Origin of the sequence: Sphingomonas rustica, assembly GCF_039652585.1 — a bacterium.
Lineage (GTDB): Bacteria > Pseudomonadota > Alphaproteobacteria > Sphingomonadales > Sphingomonadaceae > Sphingomonas > Sphingomonas rustica.
Genome location: NZ_JBDIZK010000015.1, coordinates 41,266 through 63,863, shown reverse-complemented (window position 1 = coordinate 63,863; position 22,598 = coordinate 41,266). Strand labels below are relative to the sequence as shown.

Here is a 22,598-nt window from a genome sequence, read left to right as displayed (position 1 = left end):
CGATGTTCGGCTGGTTGCGGCGGATCGTGGGGCGGCATCGTGTCCCGCCCGCGCCGCCGGTCCTGCGGTCGGAGAAGCGAGGCAGGGCCTTTTACCAGGAACTGGCGGATCATTGGGGCGCCCAAGCCGGCCAGCGGCCTGCGCGCGAGATCGTCGCGCGCGAGGTGGCCGGGCTCGAGCGGCGGTGCCGGGTCAAGCTGCCGCCGGATTTCCGGGCATATCTGTTCCATGCGGCGCCGGTAGAAATGCTGTATGACGAGCATCTGACCGGCTGGTGGCCGATTGCCCGTATCCGGACGGTCGCGCAGGAATGCGAGGGTTGGACGGAAGGGGAAGTCGGTGTGCCGCCGGCGCGGGAGGCCGATGCGTGGCTGGTGTTCGCCGATGGGATGATCTGGTCCTGGGCCTGGGCGATCTGTTGCTCGGACGGGCCGGATCGCGGGCGGGTGGCGGTGATCGGCGGGTCTGACGAGCCTGTGGTGGCCGACAGCTTTCGCGAATTCGTCCTCCTCGCGCTGGAGGATTCCCACCGGATCCTGCCGGTCTGAATTGCTTCGCCGGCTCGGAGCGCTGCTTCACTCCGCTCCGCTTGCGGAAGGGCGTATCAGTTTCTCGGCCGCGTCGTCATCTGCGACATGCCCTCCCCTAGCCCCTCCCGCAAGCGGGAGGGGAACCGGTTGCGTCTAGCGGAAGCTGTGTCACTCGCCCAGCTGGGAGCGCAGATACCAGTAGCTGACGGCGTTGGCCGAATAGAGGCCGAGCAGGGCGGCGGTTTCGGTGCCCAGGCTCTGATTGCCGGACTGCTGGTACGCCTTGATCACGCGCTCGACCAGCAACCCCATTGCCTGTTCGCTGGTGTCCGGGGCGGGCTTGCCGGGTCCCGCGCCGATCACGCGGTCGGCGATGGCGGGGTCGAGACCGGCACGGCGGATGCGCGCGGCCAGTTCGGGCATGACGATGCTGACGCCGCCGAAGGTGGTGTAGGCGCCGCGCTGCTCCGCGGGCACCGCGAAGCGGGTGGCGCAGGCATCGACGGTCGGCTGAAGCTTTGCCTCTGCCGCGTCCCAGGCATCGTCGGTCCCTTGCCGCGCGCCCTCGGCGATCGACGCGCGCAGCGCCGCTGGCGCGGTGTCGCGCACGCAGTCCAGCGCGGCGGAGGACAGTTTCTGGGCGGCAGCGGCGGGCACCGGGACGGCGAACTGCGCCGCGAAGAGGGCGGAAACGGCAGAAACGGCAAATACGATCAGACGCATCGGCAGGGGGCCTTCCGAACGAGATACAGGCGCACGGTGCGCGGGACGCAGCATTGCGGCTGCTGAGACGCGGTGCAAGGGAATAAGCGCTGGACAGCGCGCGCCCGTGCACGCCAGATGCCGGCGGGTGGCATGGAGGGATCATGGAAGCGCTGTGGTACATGGTCCCGGTGCTGGTCTGGGCAGCGATCAGCGGGGTTCTGGTCCTGTGGCTGCGGCGTGCGCGACGCTGGCTGGCGGTGCTCTTGCCGATCGTCGCCCCGGTCGCCACGCTGTTCGCGGCAGGGGCCTATGCCGAGGCGACCATCACGTGCAGTCACCCCGATTGCGGACAGCTGATGTCCGTCGGCATCATGAGCTTTGCCATGGACATGAGCTTCTGCGCGCTGTTCGGAGCGATGGCGGGCGTGATGCTGGTCCTGTGGCTGGAATGGCGGGTGTCCGGCGATGCCGAAGCCCGCTGGATATTGCGCCGGACCTTCGTTCCGCTGGTGGTGGCTGCGCTTGCGGGCGCAGTGCTGATTGTCGCGTGGCTGGCGGTGCAGTTCGAGGTGCGGGGATCAGCTGCCGACCTGCCGGGCGTCGTTCTCGGGTTTACGATGCTGAACCTGATCGGCGCCGCGCTGACGCTGGCGATCATTGCGCCGGTTGTCGTGATGATCCGCCGGCGACCGCGCAAGCCCCCAATAGCGCTTGCCGCGATCGGGACGGCGGGCGCGCTTGGCGGGTTGGTCGTGGGCAGCCTGACGCTGGGTCCGCAACCGCTGGTCCTGAACCTGCTGCAGGGTCTCGTCACCGCCGCCACCTGGATCGCATTCAACCGCGACGTGCTGAAGGGCGCGGAAGCGCCGCGGGTATAGCCCGACCCGACCGCATCCGTTCAGGCCACGGTTTCCTTGGCCAGAACGCTGCGCAAGGCCCAGTAGCTGGCGAGATTTCCGATATAGAGGCCAAGCAGCGCGGCATGTTTCTCGTCGAGCTTGCCGGGGCTGGCCTGTTCATAGGCATCGACCACGCGGGTGATCATCGCCTTGACCGCCTCCTCCGAAAGCGCGGGTTCGGCGCTGGGCCCGGCACCCGAGGCGCGATCGGCGATCAGCGGATCGAGGCCGGCGGTGCGAAGCCGGTCGGCGAGTTCGGGGAGGAGCACGCTGGACGTGCCGAACACGGCATAGACGTCGCGCTTTTCCTCCGGGACCGCGAAGCGGGTGGTGCAGGCGGCGATCAGCGGGACCAGTTCGGCCTGGGCGGCGTCGAACACGGCATCGTCCTCGGCCGTCGCGCTGTCGGCGATGCGGGCGCGGACCGCGGCGGGGGCAGTGTCGCGCACGCAGTCGAGCGCCGCGGGCGGCAGGCTTTGCGACACGGGCGTGAGGGTCTGCGCGGCGACGGGTGCCGGAGTGGCAAACAGGGCGGCGAGCAGGGCGGGGGCGGCGAGGGGCAGAAGGCGCATCTCGAGAGCTTTCCGGCAAGAGGCAGTCGCAATGTGCGCGATGAAGCGCGTCGCCGGAATCAATGCCTGGCGACGCGACCTGTTCCGTGTGTGGGTGCAAGGGGTCCGTATCGGCAGTACCGCGCGCCGAGTTCCGTTCGCTCGGGTGGCGTGTGCGCCCTCAGAGCGGAACGCGGGCGGTGAAGCAGCCGATGGTCCCGGCGATGAGCGACAGGAACAGGGTACCGAAGATCAATGCGGGCAGGGAGACGACGTCCCGTCCGGTGACCAGCGTCAACACCGGGAACGCGATGAGACCGGTGAAGAAATAGCCCAGGCCGCGCCGGGCGTTGAATCGACGGTCGCGCGCCTGCTCGATCGGGTCGGGCTCGGCCGTGTCGCGCCGAGAGACGATCAGGCAGAGGACGAGCAGGGCCAGCAGGGCAAGCTGGATCGGCATCGGCACGGGCGCGAAACCGAGTTTGGGTGCCCAGAGGACCAGCAGGAGAAAGGGGACGAGTGCGAAGGTCGTCCACGTCGCGAATTTGGCCGTCAGGAGATCGGGGGCGCCGGGGCGCGGTCCGCCCGGTCGCGCCGCCGCGAGGGCCGCCCGGCGGCCGGTACGCCTGCCGCGGTGCCGCTTCATGCTGATTGGCGCGGGACGATCATCGGGCCAATGTGGCGGAGCGGCGCGGAAGGGGCAAGGCGCCTGGGCAACTGGGTCGATTTGCATTCGCCTTCATCGGCCCGATGTGGTCTGGTGAGGCAGGGAGACGATATGGACGTGGTGATCTTTGTGGCGCCCGCGCTGCTGTGGGGCGTGATCGCCTGGGCGGTGATGTGGTGGCTCGGGCGGCGGCGGTGGTGGGTGTCCATCCTGATCATCGCCCTGGCGCCGATCGTCACCTTTTATCCGGTGTTGATTTATAGCGAGCGGCTCGTGATCTGTAGCGACCCCGATTGCGGGCCGCTGATTTTCGTGGCGATGCTGATCTTTGCCGGGGGGACCGCGTCGGCGGCGCTGGTCGGGGCGGCGGTCGGTGCGGCACTGGGGCTGTGGCGGCCGCGCGCTTAGGGCTGGACAGCGTGGCCGCAGCGCGCCCAGATGGCGAAACGGGATTCAACACGGGGGACAAGATGCGTTTCGGAATGCAGGCCGCGATTGCGGCGGCGATGCTGGTTGCCGGCCAGGCGGGTGCGCAGACCGCCGGCAAGGTGAGCTTTTCGGTCGGCAGCGTCGCGATGGAGGTCGCGCCGCCGGCGGGCTTCTGTGTGCCGACCGGGATGGCGCAGGCCGCCGCGAAGATGGCGGAGGCGGCGGACAAGGAGAATGCGACGCTGGCGTCCTTCTATCCGTGCGACCGGATGAGCCAGGCGCGCAACTCCGACTATTTCCTGATCAAGAGCATCAAGACGCTGGTCGATGTGACGGTCGAGCGCGAGGAACTGCTGAAGGCGCTGACCGCCGAGATGAGCAATCCCAATTTCTCGGTCGAGAATCTGTCGACCAAGGCGGGCCAGGACAGCAGCAAGGCGCTGAGCGACCTGAGCGGGACCGACGTGAAGGTGACCACGGACATCCGTCCGCTGGGGCGCGATACCGATTGCGCCTATATGGGCGGGGTCGTCGTTGCCGCCAGCGCCGGGACCACGGTGTCGCTGAACGTCGCCGGATGCCTGACCGCGATCGGCGGGCGGATGGTGATGGTCTATCGCTACACCGCCGGGACGAAGATGTCGGGCACCCAGCCGCTGCTGCCCCAGGTGCGCAAGCTGGCGATGGCGATCCAGGTCAAGAAGTAGGCGGATGTCTTCTCCCCTCCCGCGTGCGGGGGTGGGAGCGGTTTTTATTCGGCGGGGCCTTGCCTGGACAGGCCCTCCCCTGGCCCCTCCCGCAAGCGGGCGGGGATCGGTCGCGCGCGAGGAAATGGCATGTCGAAGGGGACGCGGGCGACGCTGGCGTTGAAGGCGGCGGGGGTCGCGTTCGAGGCGGTTGCCTATGACTATGATCCGAACGCCGCGCAGATCGGGATGCAGGCGGCGCAGGCGCTGGGTGAGGATCCCGGGCGGGTGCTCAAGACGCTGATGACGCTGGTCGACGGCAAGCCGGTCTGTGCGATCGTGCCGTCGGACCGCGAGATCGCGATGAAGAAGCTTGCCGCGGCGGTTGCCGGCAAGGCGGCGGCGATGATGCCGCCCGCGGATGCCGAGCGGATGACCGGCTATGTCGTCGGCGGGATCAGCCCGTTCGGTCAGAAGCGCCGCGTGCCGGTGGTGATCGAGGAAAGCGCGCTGGCGCATCCGCTGGTGTATCTGAACGGCGGGCAGCGCGGGCTGCAGGTGCGGATGGCGCCCGGCGACGCGGTCAGGGTGCTGGGGGCGATCCCGGCGGCGCTGGTCGCCTGAAGACTGGCCCTTTTTCACGCTCGCAGCGGTTTCGCCTGCGTCACGTTCAGCCTGTCGAAAGCCGCGCGCTTTTAGGGTCGCGAGCATCGGGCTGGCCCCGCGAGTCGGGGTGGCGGCACCTCGAAACCCGGACGCCGCATGCCTATATTCTGGAAAAGGCGGCGCGGGCCGCCGCTTGTGGAGTGGAAGCGATGTCGAGCATGAAGAAGGCGATGACGCTGGGCGCGGCGCTGGCCGCGACATTGTGCATCGCGCCGGGCGCGTTCGCCCAGTCGCGCAGTGCCGAAGCCGGCGAGGCCAAGCTGGTGAAGATGCTGGAGGGCCGCGAGGCCGGCAAGCCGGTCAGCTGCATCAATTTGCGCAGCACCGGCCAGAGCACGGTGATCGACGGTACCGCGATCGTGTATCGCATGGGATCGACCCTGTACGTCAACCGGCCGCGATCGGGCGCTGAGTCGCTGGACGACGACGATATTCTGGTCAGCCGGACGATCTCGAGCCAGCTGTGCAATCTGGACGTGATCACGCTGCGCGATCGCACCGCCGGGTTCCAGACCGGGTTCGTCAGCCTGGGCGATTTCGTGCCCTATACCAAGCCGAAGACGGTCGCGACGCGATAGGTCGCTGGACGGGCCGGGCGCCGGCGGCGCTCCGGCCCGCCTGTCGCGGACTCAGCGGCTGCGGTCCTCGGCGAGCTTGTTCGCCTTTTTGCGGTCCGAGCCGGCAGCCTTGATGATATCGCGCGCATCGTCCGCGCTCAGGCCGTGCTTGCGGGCGAAGTACTTCAGCTCATAGGGCTCGCTGGCCGAAACCCTGGCGCGGTCGCGACCGTCGCGCATGGTCTTGTCGTCACCCGACTTGCGCTTCGACGCGGTTGCCTTGGGTGCCGTCGCGGCGGCGGCGGGCGCGGACGCCTTGGCGGCCGGAGCCTTTTTCGTGCCATTGGCCTTCTTGCCGCCGCCGGATTTACCGGACGGCGCCTTGCGCGGCTTTGCCGGAGCCTTGGCGGTCTTCGCCTCTGCCTTCGCGTTGCGGGCGCGGCGCGAATAGATCAAGCCGCCGACCGCCGCCACCGCGCCGACGCCGATTGCGGCGCCCACGGTCAGGACCCGGGTGGACAGTCCGCCAATCGAGCCGTCGGGTGCGGAGTCGCTCGCTTCCGTCTCGACCGGGGTCGGGTCATCCTGCGAGCTCGCCTCGATCGGGGCGGGCTGGATGGGGTAGGGCGAAGTCTGATCCTCGGGGATCGGGCGCTGATGCGTCATGCGAAATCCTTTCGTTTCGCACCCAACGCTTGCCTGCCGCCGGGGTTTCCTCAGCAGTATGAAGGTCTGAACCCCGGCGGGTTGAAACCCCGAAGGCACTAGATCCCGAGGGGAAGTTGATCTCGGTGGTCCTCGCCGCTGCCATTGGTCAGGGTCGCAGCGATGGCGCGCGCAAGCTCGTCGGCGCCGCGTTCGCGCATGTGCGGGTCCGGCATGGTGATGGCGACGCGTGCCCAGCCGGGCGCGGACAAGATGGCGGCGGAGATATCGGCGGCTTCGGGTGCGACTCGGCTCATCGCTTGATTATAGAACATATAGTGAACATTGGGGAGGGGTTCAGGAAGCAGGTTGGACTCACACGAAGACACGAAGGCACGAAGAGGGGCCCCGCCCGAGTGGAAGGCGATGGCACGCTTTGTGCCTCTGCTCGCCCGTTCAGTGGGCGCGAATGGATCGAGGCGGCGCTGATTGGCGCACAAAGACGCGAAGGTACAAAGGGGCAGGTGATACGATCTGCCGGCGGGGTAGGGGACGCGAAAGGCGTTGTTCGTGGCTTTGTGCCTTTGTGTGCGATCTGCTTCATCGGTTCGCATCGCGGAAGCTCATTGGCGCGCCGCGCGGAGGGGTTGCGTGAGAACCCCTCGGCAGCTTGGTTGGAAATGCCTTTTCGCGTGCCTTGCAGGCTGGGGCGCCTGGACCGTGCCGCTGTGGATCATCCCCATAATGAGTTGTGCCGCGATTGCGTCACCGTTGTCTTTACCCTTAAGCGAACGGCGTTTTCCGCGGCTGGGGGGCTCGGAAACGGGACGGCGCGCGAGTGGGGGAACTCTCGCTGCGCTGAACGCCGGGTGGAGGGGCTGACCTCTCCGCCCGGCGGTGCCTGGCCTCAACGGGTCCGGTAGCCGCCGCCTGCATCGTCGCGGCCATAGACATCGTCGCGGAACACCAGTTTCCCGTCCACGGCCGATGCGGTCAGATAGGTCAGATAGACCGGCACCGCGCCGGGCAGGTCGACGCGGCGTTCCGGCTGGGTGCCGGTCAGCGGGACGGGCCGGCCGAACAGCCAGCGCGCCAGGCGCGGAGCATCCTCGACCCGGACGCAGCCGGCGCTGAACAACCGTTCGCCGCCGCGCAGCAGGCCCTTCTCGTTGGTGTCGTGCAGGTAGACGCCCTGTTCGTTGGGGAACATGAACTTGATCCGCCCCATCGGATTGCCGGGGCCGGGACGCTGGCGCACGCGAAGCTCGGTGCGACCGTCGGCGACCGCGCGCCAGTCGACCGCCGAGGCGGGCAGGATGCGGGCGTCCTCGGTCCAGTCGGACAGGATCTCGTAATTGCGCGCCTTCAGGTGCGAGGGGCCGCGGGCCAGCACGCCCTGCGCCACGCGGCTGGGCACCAGGTCGGGCGGCAGGTTCCAATAGGGATTGATCGCGGCATAGCGGATCAGCGCGGCCATCATCGGGGTGGGATCGGTCGGTTTGCCGACGACGACGCGCATCGTGTCGACCACGCGGCCCTGGTCATACATCCACAGCCGGGCGGCGGCGGCGTCGACCAGCACGAACCGGCCGCCATGCCCCTCCGGCAGGGCGCGGGCGCGGTCGAGATTGGTGCGGATCAGGCGCACCTTGTCGGGATCGCGGTCGCGAACATCGCCCTCGCCGATCCAGGCGATCGCCGCCATGCGCAGATCGGCATAGACCGGGTTCATCCAGCCGATGCGTTCGAGCCAGGCGCCCAGCGCCGGCGCGCCGCCGGCGCGGCGCAGCAGGTCGCCCGGATCGGGTGCGTCCGGGCGAAGCTCGGCATCGGCATAGATCACGCCGACGTCGCGCGGCCGCGCCATGTCGCGCGCCAGGGCGATGAAGCCGCGCGTCAGCAGCATTTCTGCCCGGGCCAGCGACCGCGGCGAGCCGTCGGTGCTGCGGTCGATCGCGTCGAGGATCGGGCGCAGGCGATAGGACTCGGGATCGAGCCCGTCGAGCCGGGCGGTGCGGATCAGGTCGATCAGCGTATCGGCGGCGCGTCCGACACGGCCGTTCGCGACCCATAACGGCGCCCAGTCGCGCGCTGCGTAGAAGCGCTCGACCTCGCGCGGGATGCCGCCCGAGCGGCGCAGCGCCTCGGCAAGCTCGGGATCCGGCAAGACGGGCTGGGCGCGCACCGGGGCAGGCGCGGGCGCGCGGCGCGAGGCCGATTGTGCCGCGGCGGGGCCGGGCAGCACGGGCAACGCCACCGCCAGCGCGAGGCCGGCGGCGACGGCAAGGCGCACCCGGCGGCGAAGCCGGGTGCGCAGGTCGGTGTCTTGCGTCATCGGCACGAGGATGCCGGTCAGCCGCGCTCGCCCGCGCGGCGCGGTGCGGGCGGCGGCGGCGTCCATTCGGGCAGCCCCTCGGCCTCGCGCAGGTGACGCTCGACGATCGGCCAGGTGGCGGCGGCGCAGCGGCGCAGGTTCGAGTTGTCGCCGCGATCGGCATAGTTGCGATGCAGCGCCAGCGCCTCGCGGTGGCCGGTGATCTGCTCGCGCTTATAGCCCGTGTCGAACTCGCCCGGGGGCGCCATGCGCAGCCGTTCCAGCGCATCGCGGTGATGCGGCATCAGGCCCGGCGGGGGCGGCGGCAGCCCGGCATCGGCGGCGCAGCGCATCAGGTCCTGGGTCGTGCGGGTGTGATGGTCGATCATCATCTGGGCGAAGGCGCGGATCGCCGGATTCTGCGACCGCTGGAGCGCCAGGCGGCTGGATTCGATCTCGAACAGGTCGCTGCTGGCGGCGAGGCGCATGAAGCCGGGGGCGGCGAGCGGCGACGACGGATCCATCGCCATTTCGGGTGGTTCGTCGCGGGTGGTGGCGCAACCGGCCAAGGTCATCGCGGCCGCACCGGCGGCGATCAATAATGCTTTCATGGTCTTCTCTCCCTGGGTTGTGACCCTGGGAGGGCGTACGCACTGGAGGGTGCCGGGTTCCGCGTGAGATCGGCCTCCCATTTCGAGAAGATCGCGAGCAAGTGAGCCGGCGGAGAAACCGAAACGCTGCTCCCCGTCGAGTGAGTCTCAGCGCTTCAACCGGACCGACATTGCCAGCTTGCGTGCCAAGGGCAGGAGTGGGCGAGCCTCCTTCATCTGACTCCCGGGGATGAACCGGTACGCCGCGAACATGCGATTACCGATCGCAGAAATGCATACGCCGACGACACTGGTCGCGGCAGGTTCCACTGCAGCGACGAGGACAGTGCCGCCCATGTACACGCAATCTTCGTCGGTTCCCATCACACGCAGGTCGGTCTTGACCTTGGGATCGACACCCACATTCTCCTTCGCGTTCTCGTTGATAGCGGTTTCGTCATCGTCCGAAAGTATGCGCTCGGAATCGCCGAGAGCCGAGCTCTGCTCTCGAAGCGTCTTGATCAATTGCGATCGCGTAACCGGCGTATTGGTCATCGCTCTCGGGCTCTTGATCACAAAAAAATCGGCTGAGCTGGGGTCGTCTGCCTTAGCGCAGGGCAGGAAAATCGCGAGCGTGGCGTTAACGGGGTCCAGCCGGTCGTGCATCTGCAGCACGGCCGCCGCCTGTTTGGTGGGCAGGCAGAACCCATCCGGAGCAGGCACCTCCATCGCCACGCTGCCGATGGAAAATTGCGCCTTTTGCGCAGGCTGGGCTTGCGCCGCCCCGGTCCAAAGCGATGCGACCGTGGCGATCGCAGTGCAGATTTGATGTTTGATTTTCATATGCCCCCCAGACCGTGCTTCCCACTGATGGCCCGTAGCGTCCAGCCAAATCCGACGGCTGCCGCTGCTACGCCGGCGTCAGGGTGTTTCGACGGCCATCGCGACCACCGTCTCGAACTCGCGCGCCCAGCTGGTGACGGCGGGCAGGCACTGGTCGCGCGACATCGCATTGCGCTTCCGGTCGGCAACGCCGGCGTCATAGGCGAGCGTGCCGCCCTCCAGCAGTTCGGGCCCGCCGGGTGCGCGCACCAGCGGCTTGTCCCGCCACCAGTCGCGCCAGCGGCGGACGTCGCTTTCGGGCAGGTGCGGCGCGCACATGCCGATCATATACTGGCCGAGCGACCAGTAATGGTAGAGGCGGAAGGCGGGGCGATCGATCCCGCCGGCCTGAAGCCGGGTCCCGTTTTCGGTCCAGAGCCGGTCGATCTCGGCCTCGGTATCCGCGGATTGGGCGTGGGCCGGGGCTGCGAGAACAAGGGCGATCAGGAGAAGGGGCAGGCGCATCGAAAGGCCTCGATAGGTAAAAGCGCAGGATGATGCCCTATGTCGAGCCGGGCAAGGGCGCATGTCGCTGGCGCAACGGGTCGCTGGTGAGGACGGGACGATGCGCGTTCCCTATGGTGATGGCGGCGCGACGACCGAGTGTGTCTTGCCGATGACCTGTCCCAACGGACCGTGAGACGATCGAAACGGGTTTGCGAGGCGCTGGCCGGTTGGCGTGATCGGGCTTCGACAAGCTCAGCCCGAACGGAGGTCAGGCGTTCGCCCGTGTCCGGACGACAGTCTTGCCGATGCAGGGTGAAGCCCGGAACGGTGCCATCCAACCGCAATCGGTTCAGGCGTCGGGATGGCGACACCCTCTGTGCATTCCCCCACCTAACCCCCAACCACGCGCCTACCCCGATCGCCGAAACAACAGGCGAGTTTGGTCATGTGCGTGGGTGGTACTCCTGATGTTCCTGCGGCGCCCGAGCGGCAGGCGGCGCGTAATCCGGGCGGGGATCCGCGGATGCGGTTGCTCGACCGCGACCGGCGGCGGCGGGGCTATGCCGCGGCGATGATCGCGGCGGCCGGCGGGCCGGCGGCGACCACCAACGTCACGGGCGTCTGAGCGCATGGCGGGTGAATTCCCTGGCGGGCAGGCGGGCCCGGCTTCGCCGTTGGCCGGCGAAGGCGGCGGCGCGGCAACGGGCGGTGCGGCGCCGGGTGCGGCACCGCGCGGCGATGGCGATGGCGGTCGCGACGCGGCGGCGCGGCGGGTGCAGGCTCAGCAGGCCCAGAAGGTGCGGCGCGCCGAGGATGCGGCGCTGCGCACGCATTGCGAGCATCGGTTCAAGTCGATGATGCCGCCGGGCGATGTCGTCGCCGAATGGTATGAGATTGCCGGGCTGTGCATGCCGTCGCGCTCGCGCGCGCTGGTCGAGGGCAATCGGGCGCGGCTGCGCGCCCAGGCGTCGTCGCGCGCCAATCTGTACGACGGCTATCCGATCCGCAGCTTCGAGATCTGCGCCAACGGCATGTTGTCCGGCCTGTCCTCGCGCTCGCGCCCGTGGCGCAAGTCGGTGCTGGAGGACGAGGGGCTGATGGACTTCTACCCCGTCCGCGTCTGGCTGGAAGCCTATGACAAGCTGGTCTATTCGGCGCTGGCCGCGTCCAATTTCTATGAGGCGCTGCTTGCCTGTTATGGCGAGATGGCGGGCTTCGGCACCGGCGCGATCCTGTTGCAGAACCATGACGGCGTGGCGTCGCCAAAGCTGGTGGCGCATGCGCTGACCGTCGGCGAATATGGCATCGCCCTGGGCGAGGACCTGCGCCCCGATGCGCTGGCGCGCAGCTTTACCCTGACCGCGCGGCAGATGGTCGGCGCCTATGTCACCGACCGGTTCGATCGAAAGACGATGCACTGGGACCGGGTGACGACGCGGGTGCGCGAGGCGTGGGACAAGGGCAATTACGAGCAGCGCTTCACCATTCGCCAGCTGATCGAGCCCAACCCGGCATGGGTGCCCGGGCGGATCGGCAGGATCGGCATGCGATACCGGTCGATGAAATGGGAAGCGGGGCAGGACGATCGTCGCGCCTTCCTGGCGATCGAAGGCTACCGGTCGCAGCCGTTCATGGCGCCGCGATGGGAAACGCTGGCCGGCGACGTGTGGGGCACCGGGCGCGGCAAGAAGGCGCTGCCCGACATGCGCGCGCTGCAGCTTCAGGCCAAGCGCAAGGGCGAGGCGACCGACATGGTGGTGAAGCCGCCGACCTGGGGGCCGCCGACGGTGGACCGGGTGGGGATGCTGCCGGGCAATCACACGACGGTGGCGGCGCTGGACATGAACAGCCCCGGCATCCGCCCCGTCTATGCACTGCCGTGGCAGACGATCGAGGTGGTCGGCCGCGACGTCGTCGATGCGCGCCAGGCGATCGACCGGATGACCTATGCCGACCTGTTCATGGCGATCACCAACATGGCCGGCGTCCAGCCGCGAAACATGGAGGAGCTGATGCGCCGGCACGAGGAGCAGCTGACCCAGCTGGGCCCGGTGACCGACCGCGCCAATGTCGAATTGCTGCAGGTGGCGTCGGACCGGATCGGCGATATCCTGGACTCGCGCGGCGACCTGCTGAACGTGCTGCCGCCGCCGCCGCAGGAGTTGCAGGGGGCGGAGATCCGCACCGATTTCGTGTCGGTGCTGGCCCAGGCGCAGCGGATGCTGGGGATCGGCCAGACCGAGCGGGCGGTGAGCTTCGTCGGCAACCTGGCGGCGGCGTTTCCGGGCGCCGCGGACAATATCGATCCCGACGAGATCGTGCGCGATTACTGGGAGCGGTCGGGCGCGGTCAGCAGCGGGCTGCGCGATCCGCGCGCGGTGGCGCAGATGCGCGAGCAGCGGGCCCAGGCGCAGCAGGCCGAGCAGATGGCGGCGATGATGCCCGCGGTGAAGGACGGGGCGGAGGCCGCGCGGCTGCTGTCCGAGGCCGATGCGAGCAGCGGCGGCGCGCTGGCGGCGATGCTGGGCGGGGGCGGCGAATGACCCCCGGCGGCATCGACCTGGACATGAAGCTGTTGATGACGTCGCCGCCGTTTCGCCGATTCCTGTTGCGGCTCGCCCGGCTGGGCGGGCTGTGGCTGCCGGGCGGCGCCGGCGGCGACGGACAGATGCACCAGCGCGAGGGCGCACGGGCGCTGGCGCTGGAGATGATCCGCATCGCCGCGGCGGGACTGCCGCCCGGCGCGACCACCGAAACCGTGCTGGCGACGATCCTGCGCGAGGCGACCCCCGAGGAGATGACGAGTGACCGACCAGATGATGCATGACGCGGCAAGCGAAGCGGAGACGGATTATTCCGTCGATGAGGCCGATGCCGGCGGCGAGGAGGCGAGCCTGCTGGGCGGTGCCGGCGGCGATCCGGCCGATGCCGGCGCCGCGGGCGGCCTGCCCGACGCCTATGCGCTCGACATGCCCGAAGGCTTCACGCTGGACGGCGAGACGCTGGCCGAGGCCGATCCGGTGTTCCGCGAGATGGGCCTGTCGAACGACGCTGCGCAGAAGCTGGTGCCCGTCGCGGCCGGGTTCGGCCGGCGGATGTTCGACGCCGGGCTGCGCCAGGCGGGCGACCGGCTGATGACCGATGCCGCGACGACCCGGCGCGAATGGGCCGATGCGTTCGAGGCCGATCCCGAATTCGGCGGCCAGAACCGCGCCCGCACGCTGAGCGAGGCGGCGCGCGCCTTCGACCATTACGGGCTGAAGGCGGGCGAGGGCCTGCGCCAGCTGCTCGACGAGAGTGGACTTGGCAATCACCCCGACCTGATCCGCTTCGTCGCGCAGATCGGCCGCGACCTGGGCGAGGGCAGCTTCGAGCGCGGCGATGCCGTGCGTCAGCCGCGCGCCGCCGAACAGAAGCTCTACGGCGCCGAATTCCAGGCCCGGTGAGACCGAAACTCAAGCAGAAGGACGAGACGAGATGGCAGTACGGAACGGGGCCCTGGCGACGCTGATGGACGTCACCGCCGCCTATGGCGAGGCGGGCGAAGCGCAGGGACAGATTGCGGAGATCCTGACCAAGGACAATGCGATCCTGGACGATATCAGCTGGAAGGAAGGCAATCTGGTGACCGGCGAGCGCACCTGGGTGCGCACCAGCAAGCCGGGCGTCAGCTGGCGCCGGTACAATCAGGGCGTGCCGCGGACCAAGGGCAATGTCGGGTCGTTCGACGAGGCGTCGGCGCAACTGGCCGCGACGTCGCAGATGGACCGCAGCCTGGCGGTGCTGGGCGGCAATCCGGCGAAATCGCGCATGGCGTTCGCCAAGCCGTTCTTCGACGCGATGAACGAGGAGTTCGCCGAGACGCTGTTCTACGGCAATTCCGCGATCGAATCGAAGGAGTTCACCGGCCTGGCGCCGCGGTACAATTCGCTGAACGGCGTGACCGGCGACTGGATCATCGATTGCGGCGGCACCGGCGTCGACAACCGGTCGATGTGGCTGGTCAACTGGGGCGAGGACACGGTCACCGGCCTGTACCCCAAGGGCACCAAGGCCGGGCTGATGCACATGGACGCGACCGCCAACCTGGCATCGGGCCCGGACGGTTTCCCGATCGGCGACCTGGTGCTGGACGAGGAAGGCAACAGCTATCTGGGCTATTCCGACTTCTTCCAGTGGGACTGCGGCCTGTCGGTGAAGGATCATCGCCATGCGGTGCGCGCGGCGAACATCGACTTCTCGCTGCTGACCAAGGATCGCAGCACGGGCACCGACCTGGAAGACGCGATGGCGCAGATGATCGAGCGGGTGCAGTCGATCGGGCCGAACGCCGCCTTCTATGTGCCGCGTCCGCTGGGCGGGTTCCTGCGTCGCCAGGCCCTGCACGACAGCCGCGGCGGGCGCGGCCTGCTGGGCTTCGACACGATCGGCGGGCGCAAGGTGACGGTGTTCGACGGCATCCCGATCCGGTCGATCGACGCGCTGAACGTCGACGAGGCGCGCGTCGTCGCCTGATCGGGCGGCGATCCCTTTCCCATTCCGACAGAGGAACCAAGAGCATGAACACGGACAAGCAACTGCTGTGCTCCGACAAGCAGGCAGTGACCGTCGACACGGTGTCGACGGATTCGATCCTGGTGACCGGGCTGGCCGGCGCCGATCGCGGGCGGCGGATGCGCGCCTTCTGCCAGATCGAGACGGGGTTCACCCCCGACGGCGCCGCGACGGGCATCACCTTCGAGGTGATCGAGGCGGACAATGCCGCGCTGACCACGGGCGTGGTCTCGCTGTTCTCGCGCACGGTGCTGAACGGCGCCGGCACGGTGAACCTGGCCGCAGGCCAGCGGCCGATCGACGTGGCGCTGCCGCCGCTGAGCAAGGCCTATCTGGGCTTTCGCTATACCACCAATGCCGGCGACTATACCGCCGGCCGGGTGACGGCGGGCGTCACCTCGACCACCGACAGCCCGGTCCAGTCGCGGCCGCCGGCCGAGAGCCACGGATACTGATCGTGGCGGCGGGCGTGACGCACATCCCGCGCAAGGCGTTCGTCGGCGGGCAGCTGGTGGATGCCGCGGTCCCGCCGGGCGAGGGCGGGGCGGGCGTGGCCGATCCGCTGGACCGCGACGGCGACGGGAGGCGGGGCGGTTCGCTGCCCCGCCGACCGGCGGCGCTGAGCGGACTGCGCAAGGCGGAGCTGCTGGCGGTCGCGGCGGCGGACGGTGTGGCGGTGGCGCCGGATGCGACGGTGGCGGCGATCCGGCGGGCGATCGAGGTGTCGCGAGGGCGGTGAGTCGGTGACGGCGTTGTTGGCGGCCGTATCGGGCGGGGTGCCCGGTGCGGCCGTTGGCTTTTGGGCGCGCAGAGGCGCTGAGGCGCAGAGGGGGCGTTGTTTCACGCCCGCCGTTCGGGCCGAGCTGGTCGAAGCCCGCGCACCTCGCCGAGCGATGCGCTTGAGGGCAGTCGCCCGGGCGAACGGGATGGCAAGCGCCAGCGCTATACAGGGGGCAGGCGCGTCATCGGGCAGGGCAGGCGGTCGCCGGTGTCAGGCGGATATTTGCAAGGGTGAGGCGAACGGGTGTGGGTTCCTCATCGTCGGGCAGTTCGATGGCGAAGCTGCCGGCGAACGTCGGTGGGCGGACGTCGGGACTGCCGGCGTCGAGTGGGCCGTCCAGCGTGACCAGGACGAGATCGTCGAGCACCGCGGTCGAGCCAGGGCTCAGCCAAGTGGCGCCGTGGCTGCCATTGCCCTCCAGCACGCCGTCGGGGGTGGCGCGACTGCCGGCGCGGAGCGTCCAGCCCGAGGGGAAGTGGCACACTGCCTCGAACCGCACGCCCCAGGTTTCGATGGCGAAGCCGGAGAGCGCTTGGTCGTTCTTCAGCGGCACCTCGACGATCGAGAGAAGATAGGTGCGCGGCGGCGCCGGCTCTGGTGGCGCGGCGAGAAGGGCGAGCAGGCTGAGGATCATCGGCATCGGGCCCATGATGGACCGTGCGACGGCGTTGGCAATGGCACGGGCGCGGTGAGCGAGTCGATTTCGAAAACGGCCCCTAATTCGCGGGCGTGAAATCGAGTCCGTTCCGGATGCAAGCGACGGTGCGGCTGTTGCGACGCGTGCCTGCGCGGATAGGCTGGTGCCGGATAGCGTGGAGGAGCCGATATGTTCACCGGGGCGGTGCTATGGAGCCTCCTGTTTGCCGGCGGCTCGGCATTCATGGACGCTCGGCAAGCCGCGGCACCGATCGACCCGACCTGCCGGATTATCGAAGCTGCCTATACTGCGGCGATCGGCAGCGACCATCTGGCCTATCCACGGGATATCGATCCCTCCATTCGCGTAATCGATCTGACGCAATTCGTTCCCGACTATCGCAAGCGCCTTGCGATGAATGCGACAGAGTTCAACGGGCTGGCGGCGAGGCAATCGCTTTATGCGCAGGAGAAGTATCGGCCGCTGTGCATGCCGGTGTCGGATCCTGCGCCTCGGGTTGACGAGGAAGGCCACCTGCACAGGGTGTCTTTTACCCATCCGATCGTTTCCGCAAACGGCATGCTGGCCATTACCGAGGTGTCGTTTCAAGAGCCGGGCGGCGCGCGCGCCTTTGGCTACGGCATGATGTGCGTCGTGCGGCGCGGTGCCGCCGGGTGGACGGCCAAATGCGTGGATAGCTGGGTTACCTGAGGCGGCGGGTGAAAGGCCAGAGCGTCAGGTGAGTCTGGGACAGCAGCGGGCTGGCCGGCTCGATCCGGCGCGGGTCGACGCCAGTCGTGGCGCACAAGGCTGTCGCGAAACGCGCCCAGAGGTCGGGATCGGCGTGCTCGGATGCCGGCATCGATGCGACGACCGAGCGGAACACATCGCCGGCCGTATGCCAGTTTCCGGCGTCCGAAATGTCGAGCCGGATACCCAGCGTGCGTTCGACGTCCTCGATCGCATCGATCTCGTCGCCGTCGCCGCCTAGTCCGACGCTGGGTGGGCGAACCGCCATCGTTTCGACCTTAAGCGACCGTTCCCAGCCAATAGCCGTAGCTTAGCAGCATAACGAGGACCGTGGTTGGAATCGCCGCCGGCCACACCCTTGTCCGCACCACCAGAAATCCCGTCGCGAGGGCGGCCATTGCGACGAACAACGGCACATAGGGATAGTGATCTCCATCATGCCCTTGCGCCGCATACCAGCGGTGAACGTCGTGAATCTCGGAGGCGACCCAGAGCAGGAACAGCGTCGAAAGCGTTAGGAAGCCGTAGGACACCACCGACTTCACGGGGTTTTGCAGCGCCGACATCAAACCCCTCCACCCTCCTTGCGTGACCGATTTGTTTCATCATCGATTGCGAAGGTCCAGTCATCTCGCACGATGCGGTGGGCGCGCGGTCGATCACGCGTTGGGAAGCGTCGCGGCGAACCGGTCGCGCAGCGCCGGGTTCCGGCTCCACCAGCCGGCCATTTCGCCATCGACGCCCGCACGAAGCGCGGCGTCGATCGACGGGTGGCCGCGGGCCACCTCGATCCAGCGACGGCCGGTCAGCGCGCGCCAGGCGGCCGCGTCCAGCAGCGGGAGCGGGCCATCGGGATCGGACACGAGCGCGACCGCCGATCCGAGCCACCAGGCCTGAAGCGGATCGTGGAAGAGCAGTTCGACCGCCTGAGGGTCGCGCGTGGTGCCTTGGCGGAGCGGTCCGCGCAGCAGCCGGCCGGCAAGTCCCTGGCGGACCGGGGTGACGACCATCGAGGGATGGGGCCGCTTGAGGCAGAAGGTGACCGCGCCGACCCGGCACAGCGCCTCTGCAATGCTGGTCCTGACCGCATTGGGGACGATGGCATCGATCGACTGGCTCGGATCGGGCCATTCGAGCCAGGCCGATCCGGGATCGCCCTGATCGCCGAGACCGGCACGGGCCGGGGCAGGTCCGGGGTGAAACTGAATCATGGGGGGAAGCCTGGCGAGTTGCCATCGGCCCCGCCCGGTGTGCTTTCCAGCCGTCGCAACTGATCGACTATCAGGTCCGGCATGGGCGATCGGGTGACAATCGTCAGTGTTGCACCGATCCCGGGAACCGGGTTTTTCAGATTCACCCGAAACCGTGAAGCATTGTCGATCGCGATAGCGTCGATTGCCCCATATCCGCCGAAACCCTGGTCGGCCACCTCGGCATAATGATTCTCTCCGAAAAACTCGGCCGTCGCCCCGAGGTCTTCGGGGAGCGAGATGACAAGATAGCCGGCCGGAGATCCGGTGAGGTCGAAGGCGATCTGGACGATGCCGTCCTCGACCGACGCCACCTCCTGAATGCTGTGGCAGGTTACGCCGCTCTCGGCTGTCATCTGATCCACTATCCGATCGCGCTGGGCGCAGGGTGAGTGTCGATTACTCATTTGGCGCGTGTCTGCAACCGGGCCTCGAGCATGGGACGAAATTGCGCCTGTGCATTGCGACCGCGTCGCGCGCGCCGCCGCGCTAACCCCGCCGGCATGACCTCCAGACTTGCACTATGGAACATGGCGGTGGCGGAGCTGCCGGCGGATCGGATCGATACGATCGATGACGTCTCGATCGAGGCGGCGCAGTGTCGGGAGCAATATCGCCCCGCGCTGGAGATGCTGCTGGAGGATCACGGATATGATTTCGCGATCCGGCGCGCGGTGCTGGCGGAGATCGCCAATGACCGGCCGGCGGAATGGGCGCACGCCTACGCGCTGCCGCATGATCTGGCGATGCCGCGGCACCTGCTCCGCTACAGCGCCGACGACGTGTCGGCCGATGGCGGGCGATGGTCGTGGCGCGGGCGGTTGCGCGGGGGCGAGGCGGGCGAGCCGTACCGGATTGCGGGCGGGGTGCTGTATGCCGACCTGCCCGCCGCGACGCTGGAATATGTGACCAATGCGCCCGACGAGGCGCGGTTTCCGGCGCGGTTCGCGCGCGCGCTGGCGCTGGAGCTGGCGGCGCGGATCGTGATGCCGATCAAGAAGGACCGCGCGCGCCAGGGCGAGCTGATGCAGCTGGCCGAAGTGGCGCGCGAGCGGGCCAAGGCAAGCGACATGAACCGCGACCGCGAAACCCCGGGCGATTTCGTCGCCGAGGTTCAGCTGGCGCGGATCGGCCTGGGGAGGGCGTGATGGCGGGACCGCGCATCGGACAGCATAATTTCAGCAAGGGCGTCCTGTCGAAGGAGCTGTGGGGGCGGCAGGACATCGCCCCCTATGCCGCCGGCATCCGCCAGGGGAAGAACGTCCTGATCCTGAAATATGGCGGGCTGACCAAGCGGCCGGGCACGCGGCTGGTGTACGAGATCAAGGACGGGCCGCAGCGGTTGATCCCCTTCGAGGGCGCGTACGAGGCGAGCTATGCCATGCTGTTCGGCCAGACGACGATGCGGCTGGGCGTGAGCGGCGGCATGATGATCGAGGACCGGTTGGTCATCGAGAATGCGACGCGGACCAATCCGGTGCGGATCACCGCGTCGCATCACGGCTATTCTACCGGCGACGAGGTGTTCTTCCAGCAGGTGAAGGGCATGACCGAGCTGAACGGGCTGACGCTGAAGGTCACGGTGACGAGCGAGAGCAGCTTTACCGTGCCGGTGGACGGCACCGGCTTCGGCGCGTTCACCGGCGAGGGCGATGCCGAGGCGATCATGCGCAGCGCGCCGCCGCCGCCCCCGCCGCCGCCGCCGCCCGTGCCCGAACCGGTGCCGGCACCACCCCCGCCGCCCGTCGGCGGCGGTGGTGGCGGCGGAGGCGGCGGCGGGCGCTGGTTCGAATATGAGGCGCATTACTGATGAGTGTTGCCCGGATCTTTCGCACGCCCACGCCCTATCATCAGCAGGAGCTGGCCGAGCTGGACCATGTCCAGGCGTTCGACGTCGTGTACCTGGCGCATCTGAACCATGCGCCGACCCAGCTGGTGCGCAGCAGCCATACCAATTGGGCGTTCGCGCCGGTGACGCTGGGACCGACGATCGCGGCGCCGGCCGGTGCCGCAGTGCATGCGACGGTGGCCAACACCGATGCGGACAATGGCGGCAACGCCTATTTCCCGCGGCTGGCGACCTATGCCGTCACCGCGATCAACGACGTGACCGGCCAGGAAAGCCGCCCTTCGAGCGGGGCGTCGGCGAGCAACGACCTGACGCTGAAGCGCAACAAGAATCTCGTCACCTGGGGCGCCGTGACCGGCGCCAACCGGTACCGGGTGTACAAGGCGAACCATGAATCCGCCTTCGGTTATATCGGCGAGACCCAGGGGACGAGCTTCACCGACGACAATATCGATCCCGACCTGAGCGACGGTCCCCCCGAGGCGAACAATCCGTTCGGACCGAACCGCAATCCGTCGACCGTGACGTTCTTCGACCAGCGGCTGATCTGGGCGCGGACGCGCGAGGTTCCGAACGGCGTGTTCACGTCGCGATCGGCCGATTTCGCGAACATGGACATTGCCCGGCCGGCGCGCGCCGACGATGCGATCTCGATCCGGATTTCTGCCCAGAAGGTCAATTCGGTCCATGCACTGGTGCCGCTGCAGAACCTGATTGCGCTGACCGGCGACGGCGTGTTCGTGATCGCGGGATCGGACGGCGATTACCTGTCCGCCGCGCCGCCGCCGATGGCCAAGCGCCAGTCGGGCCGCGGCGCGTCGCGGCTGAAGCCGCTGGTGCTTGACGAGGCGGTGTTCTTTCAGCCGGCGGTGGGATCGGGCGTGCGCTCGCTGGGTTTCACCTTCGAGATCGAGGGCTACCGGTCGAACGACGTGTCGATCTTTTCGCCCGAGCTGTTCCGTGGACACACGATCGCGTCCTGGGCCTATGCCGAGGAGCCGCTGTCGGTGGTGTGGACCGCGCGCAGCGACGGCAAGGTGCCGACCTTCACCTGGCAGCTTGAGCAGCAGGTCTGGGGATGGACGCTGTGCGAGACGGCGGGGAAGGTCGAGACCATCTGTTCGATCCCGGAGGGCGGGGAGAGCCGCGTCTATTGGGTGGTCGAGCGCGAGATCGCCGGCGTGAAGCGGCGCTTCCTCGAGCGGCTGGCATCCGCCAAGTGGAGCGACCTGGACCTCAGCTGCTATCTCGATTGCGCCGTCACCTTCCGGCTGGAGGCGCCGCAGCGGCGCTTCCTGGTGCCGCATCTTGCGGGCGCGACCGTGGACGCGATGGCGGACGGCTTCGCGATCCGCGGGCTGGCATGCGACGGCGCGGGCTGGGTCGATCTGGGCCATGAGGCATCGCGGCTGGTGACGATCGGCCTGGGATATGAGGCGCTGATCGAGACGCTGCCGCTGGCGGTGCAGGCCGAGAGCGGATCGATCCAGGCGAAGCGCCAGATGCTGGGCGATGTCGTCGTGCAGGTGGCGGACACCCGGTTGGGCGCGATCGAGGTGGGGCGGCGGCTGGACCGGATGCAGCAGCCCCGGGCACGCACCACCGAGCCGCTGGGCACGCCGAGCGCGCTGTTCACCGGTGCGGCGGTGGTCGGGACCGAGCCGGTGACGGCGGGCGAGGCGACGCTGTTCATCCGCTCGCGCGAGCCGTTGCCGATGACGGTCACCTCGGTCTTCCTCGATCCGGTGGTAAGCGAGGCGTGATCCGGCTGGCCGAGGCGCGGCGCCCGCACGTCGCGCCGATCGCGCGGGCGATGCGGGAATGGGACAGGGCGGAGTGCGCGGCGTTCGGGCGAACGCCGCGCCAGGCGCTGCGGCTGGGCCTGGCGGCGTCGGCGCTGAGCGCGACCGTGCTGATGCAGGACAAGCCGATCGCGATGTTCGGCGTGACGCCGATCAGTGCGATCGAGGGGCGCGGATGCGTGTGGTTCCTCGGCACCGATGCGGTGCGCGGTTTCCCGCGCGAACTGCTGGTGCTGGGCCGATATGTGCTGAGCGAGATGCAGGCGCGCTTTCCCCGGCTGGAGAACCATGTCGCGCGCGGCAATCGCGATGCGATCCGGATGCTGCGGCATTGGGGTTTCGGCATCGACGATGCCGCCGTGATGATCGGCGGCGTCGAGTTCGTTCCGTTTCACAAGGAGGTTTGA

General features: G+C 68.5%; 31 protein-coding genes. 17 read left to right on the top strand and 14 right to left on the bottom strand.

All coding sequences use genetic code 11. From position 1 onward, the window contains the following. The first annotated feature begins 2 nt into the window (after positions 1-2). Positions 3-548: an SMI1/KNR4 family protein gene (locus TPR58_RS20625; protein ID WP_346248649.1), complete on the top strand. Its 546-nt coding sequence runs from the start codon at positions 3-5 to the stop codon at positions 546-548. Positions 549-698: 150 nt separating this feature from the next. On the opposite strand, the gene TPR58_RS20620 is transcribed toward TPR58_RS20625, so the two are convergent. Continuing rightward, a complete protein-coding gene (locus tag TPR58_RS20620) occupies positions 699-1,253 on the bottom strand; it encodes a hypothetical protein (RefSeq protein ID WP_346248648.1) in 555 nt (184 codons plus the stop codon). Positions 1,254-1,396: 143 nt separating this feature from the next. Between TPR58_RS20620 and TPR58_RS20615 the strand changes: the two genes are divergently transcribed. Next, a complete protein-coding gene (locus TPR58_RS20615) occupies positions 1,397-2,113 on the top strand; it encodes a hypothetical protein (RefSeq protein WP_346248647.1) in 717 nt (238 codons plus the stop codon). 20 nt (positions 2,114-2,133) lie between these two features. Here TPR58_RS20615 and TPR58_RS20610 read toward each other — a convergent pair whose 3' ends face one another. Together TPR58_RS20610 and TPR58_RS20605 are read right to left on the bottom strand one after the other, a co-directional pair. Beyond that, complete coding sequence (locus TPR58_RS20610) at positions 2,134-2,706, bottom strand: cytochrome P450 family protein (RefSeq protein ID WP_346248646.1); 573 nt, start codon at positions 2,704-2,706, stop codon at positions 2,134-2,136. 160 nt (positions 2,707-2,866) lie between these two features. Continuing rightward, the gene (locus TPR58_RS20605; protein ID WP_346248645.1) at positions 2,867-3,331 is read right to left on the bottom strand and encodes a hypothetical protein; all 465 of its coding nucleotides are present in this window, start codon (positions 3,329-3,331) and stop codon (positions 2,867-2,869) included. 132 nt (positions 3,332-3,463) lie between these two features. On the opposite strand from TPR58_RS20605, the gene TPR58_RS20600 reads away from it, so the two are divergent. The 4 genes from TPR58_RS20600 to TPR58_RS20585 all read left to right on the top strand — a co-directional run bounded on the left by TPR58_RS20600 (position 3,464) and on the right by TPR58_RS20585 (position 5,711). Continuing rightward, positions 3,464-3,760, top strand: coding sequence for a hypothetical protein (locus TPR58_RS20600; protein WP_346248644.1), 297 nt, complete (start codon positions 3,464-3,466; stop codon positions 3,758-3,760). Positions 3,761-3,822: 62 nt separating this feature from the next. Continuing rightward, positions 3,823-4,488, top strand: coding sequence for a hypothetical protein (locus tag TPR58_RS20595; RefSeq protein WP_346248643.1), 666 nt, complete (start codon positions 3,823-3,825; stop codon positions 4,486-4,488). A 129-nt stretch (positions 4,489-4,617) separates the two neighbouring features. Next, a complete protein-coding gene (gene ybaK, locus TPR58_RS20590) occupies positions 4,618-5,091 on the top strand; it encodes a Cys-tRNA(Pro) deacylase (RefSeq protein WP_346248642.1) in 474 nt (157 codons plus the stop codon). A gap of 191 nt (positions 5,092-5,282) precedes the next feature. Next, a complete protein-coding gene (locus tag TPR58_RS20585) occupies positions 5,283-5,711 on the top strand; it encodes a hypothetical protein (RefSeq protein WP_428835746.1) in 429 nt (142 codons plus the stop codon). A 51-nt stretch (positions 5,712-5,762) separates the two neighbouring features. On the opposite strand, the gene TPR58_RS20580 is transcribed toward TPR58_RS20585, so the two are convergent. The 6 genes from TPR58_RS20580 to TPR58_RS20555 form a co-directional block, all read right to left on the bottom strand. Then, the gene (locus TPR58_RS20580) at positions 5,763-6,356 is read right to left on the bottom strand and encodes a DUF3606 domain-containing protein (RefSeq protein ID WP_346248641.1); all 594 of its coding nucleotides are present in this window, start codon (positions 6,354-6,356) and stop codon (positions 5,763-5,765) included. Positions 6,357-6,454: 98 nt separating this feature from the next. Continuing rightward, positions 6,455-6,949, bottom strand: a complete 495-nt coding sequence (locus TPR58_RS20575) for a DUF6771 family protein (protein ID WP_346248640.1) — start codon at positions 6,947-6,949, stop codon at positions 6,455-6,457. A 293-nt stretch (positions 6,950-7,242) separates the two neighbouring features. Then, positions 7,243-8,736, bottom strand: a complete 1,494-nt coding sequence (locus TPR58_RS20570; RefSeq protein ID WP_346248639.1) for a L,D-transpeptidase scaffold domain-containing protein — start codon at positions 8,734-8,736, stop codon at positions 7,243-7,245. Beyond that, positions 8,688-9,260, bottom strand: coding sequence for a DUF4142 domain-containing protein (locus TPR58_RS20565; RefSeq protein WP_346248638.1), 573 nt, complete (start codon positions 9,258-9,260; stop codon positions 8,688-8,690). The genes TPR58_RS20570 and TPR58_RS20565 overlap by 49 nt, the downstream gene beginning before the upstream one ends. Positions 9,261-9,407: 147 nt before the next feature. Next, positions 9,408-10,082 carry a hypothetical protein gene (locus TPR58_RS20560; RefSeq protein ID WP_346248637.1) on the bottom strand — a complete coding sequence of 225 codons (675 nt, stop codon included), beginning with the start codon at positions 10,080-10,082 and terminating at the stop codon, positions 9,408-9,410. A 78-nt stretch (positions 10,083-10,160) separates the two neighbouring features. After that, positions 10,161-10,586 (bottom strand): hypothetical protein, encoded by a 426-nt coding sequence (locus TPR58_RS20555; protein WP_346248636.1) that lies wholly within the window; start codon positions 10,584-10,586, stop codon positions 10,161-10,163. 611 nt (positions 10,587-11,197) lie between these two features. Between TPR58_RS20555 and TPR58_RS20550 the strand changes: the two genes are divergently transcribed. From TPR58_RS20550 to TPR58_RS20525, 6 genes are read left to right on the top strand one after another with little or no spacing between them, the layout of a single operon-like run. Further along, entirely contained in the window at positions 11,198-13,111 is a 1,914-nt protein-coding gene (locus TPR58_RS20550; protein ID WP_346248635.1) for a portal protein, read from the top strand. Beyond that, the gene (locus TPR58_RS20545; protein ID WP_346248634.1) at positions 13,108-13,395 is read left to right on the top strand and encodes a hypothetical protein; all 288 of its coding nucleotides are present in this window, start codon (positions 13,108-13,110) and stop codon (positions 13,393-13,395) included. Before TPR58_RS20550 ends, TPR58_RS20545 begins: the two co-directional genes overlap by 4 nt. Further along, positions 13,373-14,014: a hypothetical protein gene (locus TPR58_RS20540; RefSeq protein ID WP_346248633.1), complete on the top strand. Its 642-nt coding sequence runs from the start codon at positions 13,373-13,375 to the stop codon at positions 14,012-14,014. Before TPR58_RS20545 ends, TPR58_RS20540 begins: the two co-directional genes overlap by 23 nt. Before the next feature lie 31 nt (positions 14,015-14,045). Beyond that, positions 14,046-15,083, top strand: coding sequence for a major capsid protein (locus TPR58_RS20535; RefSeq protein WP_346248632.1), 1,038 nt, complete (start codon positions 14,046-14,048; stop codon positions 15,081-15,083). A gap of 44 nt (positions 15,084-15,127) precedes the next feature. Then, the gene (locus tag TPR58_RS20530) at positions 15,128-15,577 is read left to right on the top strand and encodes a Bbp16 family capsid cement protein (protein WP_346248631.1); all 450 of its coding nucleotides are present in this window, start codon (positions 15,128-15,130) and stop codon (positions 15,575-15,577) included. A 14-nt stretch (positions 15,578-15,591) separates the two neighbouring features. Further along, positions 15,592-15,861 carry a hypothetical protein gene (locus TPR58_RS20525; RefSeq protein ID WP_346248630.1) on the top strand — a complete coding sequence of 90 codons (270 nt, stop codon included), beginning with the start codon at positions 15,592-15,594 and terminating at the stop codon, positions 15,859-15,861. 223 nt (positions 15,862-16,084) lie between these two features. Here TPR58_RS20525 and TPR58_RS20520 read toward each other — a convergent pair whose 3' ends face one another. Then, the gene (locus TPR58_RS20520; RefSeq protein WP_346248629.1) at positions 16,085-16,543 is read right to left on the bottom strand and encodes a hypothetical protein; all 459 of its coding nucleotides are present in this window, start codon (positions 16,541-16,543) and stop codon (positions 16,085-16,087) included. 186 nt (positions 16,544-16,729) lie between these two features. On the opposite strand from TPR58_RS20520, the gene TPR58_RS20515 reads away from it, so the two are divergent. Further along, a complete protein-coding gene (locus TPR58_RS20515; RefSeq protein WP_346248628.1) occupies positions 16,730-17,251 on the top strand; it encodes a hypothetical protein in 522 nt (173 codons plus the stop codon). Here the strand turns inward: TPR58_RS20515 and TPR58_RS20510 are convergent. The 4 genes from TPR58_RS20510 to TPR58_RS20495 form a co-directional block, all read right to left on the bottom strand. Further along, entirely contained in the window at positions 17,244-17,558 is a 315-nt protein-coding gene (locus TPR58_RS20510) for a hypothetical protein (RefSeq protein ID WP_346248627.1), read from the bottom strand. The genes TPR58_RS20515 and TPR58_RS20510 overlap by 8 nt on opposite strands. 10 nt (positions 17,559-17,568) lie before the next feature. Continuing rightward, positions 17,569-17,856: a hypothetical protein gene (locus TPR58_RS20505; protein ID WP_346248626.1), complete on the bottom strand. Its 288-nt coding sequence runs from the start codon at positions 17,854-17,856 to the stop codon at positions 17,569-17,571. A gap of 93 nt (positions 17,857-17,949) precedes the next feature. Beyond that, positions 17,950-18,501, bottom strand: a complete 552-nt coding sequence (locus TPR58_RS20500; RefSeq protein WP_346248625.1) for a hypothetical protein — start codon at positions 18,499-18,501, stop codon at positions 17,950-17,952. Next, positions 18,498-18,896: a hypothetical protein gene (locus tag TPR58_RS20495; protein ID WP_346248624.1), complete on the bottom strand. Its 399-nt coding sequence runs from the start codon at positions 18,894-18,896 to the stop codon at positions 18,498-18,500. The genes TPR58_RS20500 and TPR58_RS20495 overlap by 4 nt, the downstream gene beginning before the upstream one ends. 147 nt (positions 18,897-19,043) lie before the next feature. Between TPR58_RS20495 and TPR58_RS20490 the strand changes: the two genes are divergently transcribed. The 4 genes from TPR58_RS20490 to TPR58_RS20475 are packed head-to-tail and all read left to right on the top strand — an operon-like array spanning position 19,044 to position 22,598. Then, a complete protein-coding gene (locus TPR58_RS20490; protein WP_346248623.1) occupies positions 19,044-19,688 on the top strand; it encodes a phage connector family protein in 645 nt (214 codons plus the stop codon). Continuing rightward, positions 19,688-20,350: a ubiquitin-activating E1 FCCH domain-containing protein gene (locus TPR58_RS20485; RefSeq protein WP_346248622.1), complete on the top strand. Its 663-nt coding sequence runs from the start codon at positions 19,688-19,690 to the stop codon at positions 20,348-20,350. Before TPR58_RS20490 ends, TPR58_RS20485 begins: the two co-directional genes overlap by 1 nt. Continuing rightward, the gene (locus TPR58_RS20480; protein ID WP_346248621.1) at positions 20,350-22,152 is read left to right on the top strand and encodes a phage tail protein; all 1,803 of its coding nucleotides are present in this window, start codon (positions 20,350-20,352) and stop codon (positions 22,150-22,152) included. Before TPR58_RS20485 ends, TPR58_RS20480 begins: the two co-directional genes overlap by 1 nt. Beyond that, positions 22,149-22,598: a hypothetical protein gene (locus TPR58_RS20475; RefSeq protein WP_346248620.1), complete on the top strand. Its 450-nt coding sequence runs from the start codon at positions 22,149-22,151 to the stop codon at positions 22,596-22,598. The genes TPR58_RS20480 and TPR58_RS20475 overlap by 4 nt, the downstream gene beginning before the upstream one ends.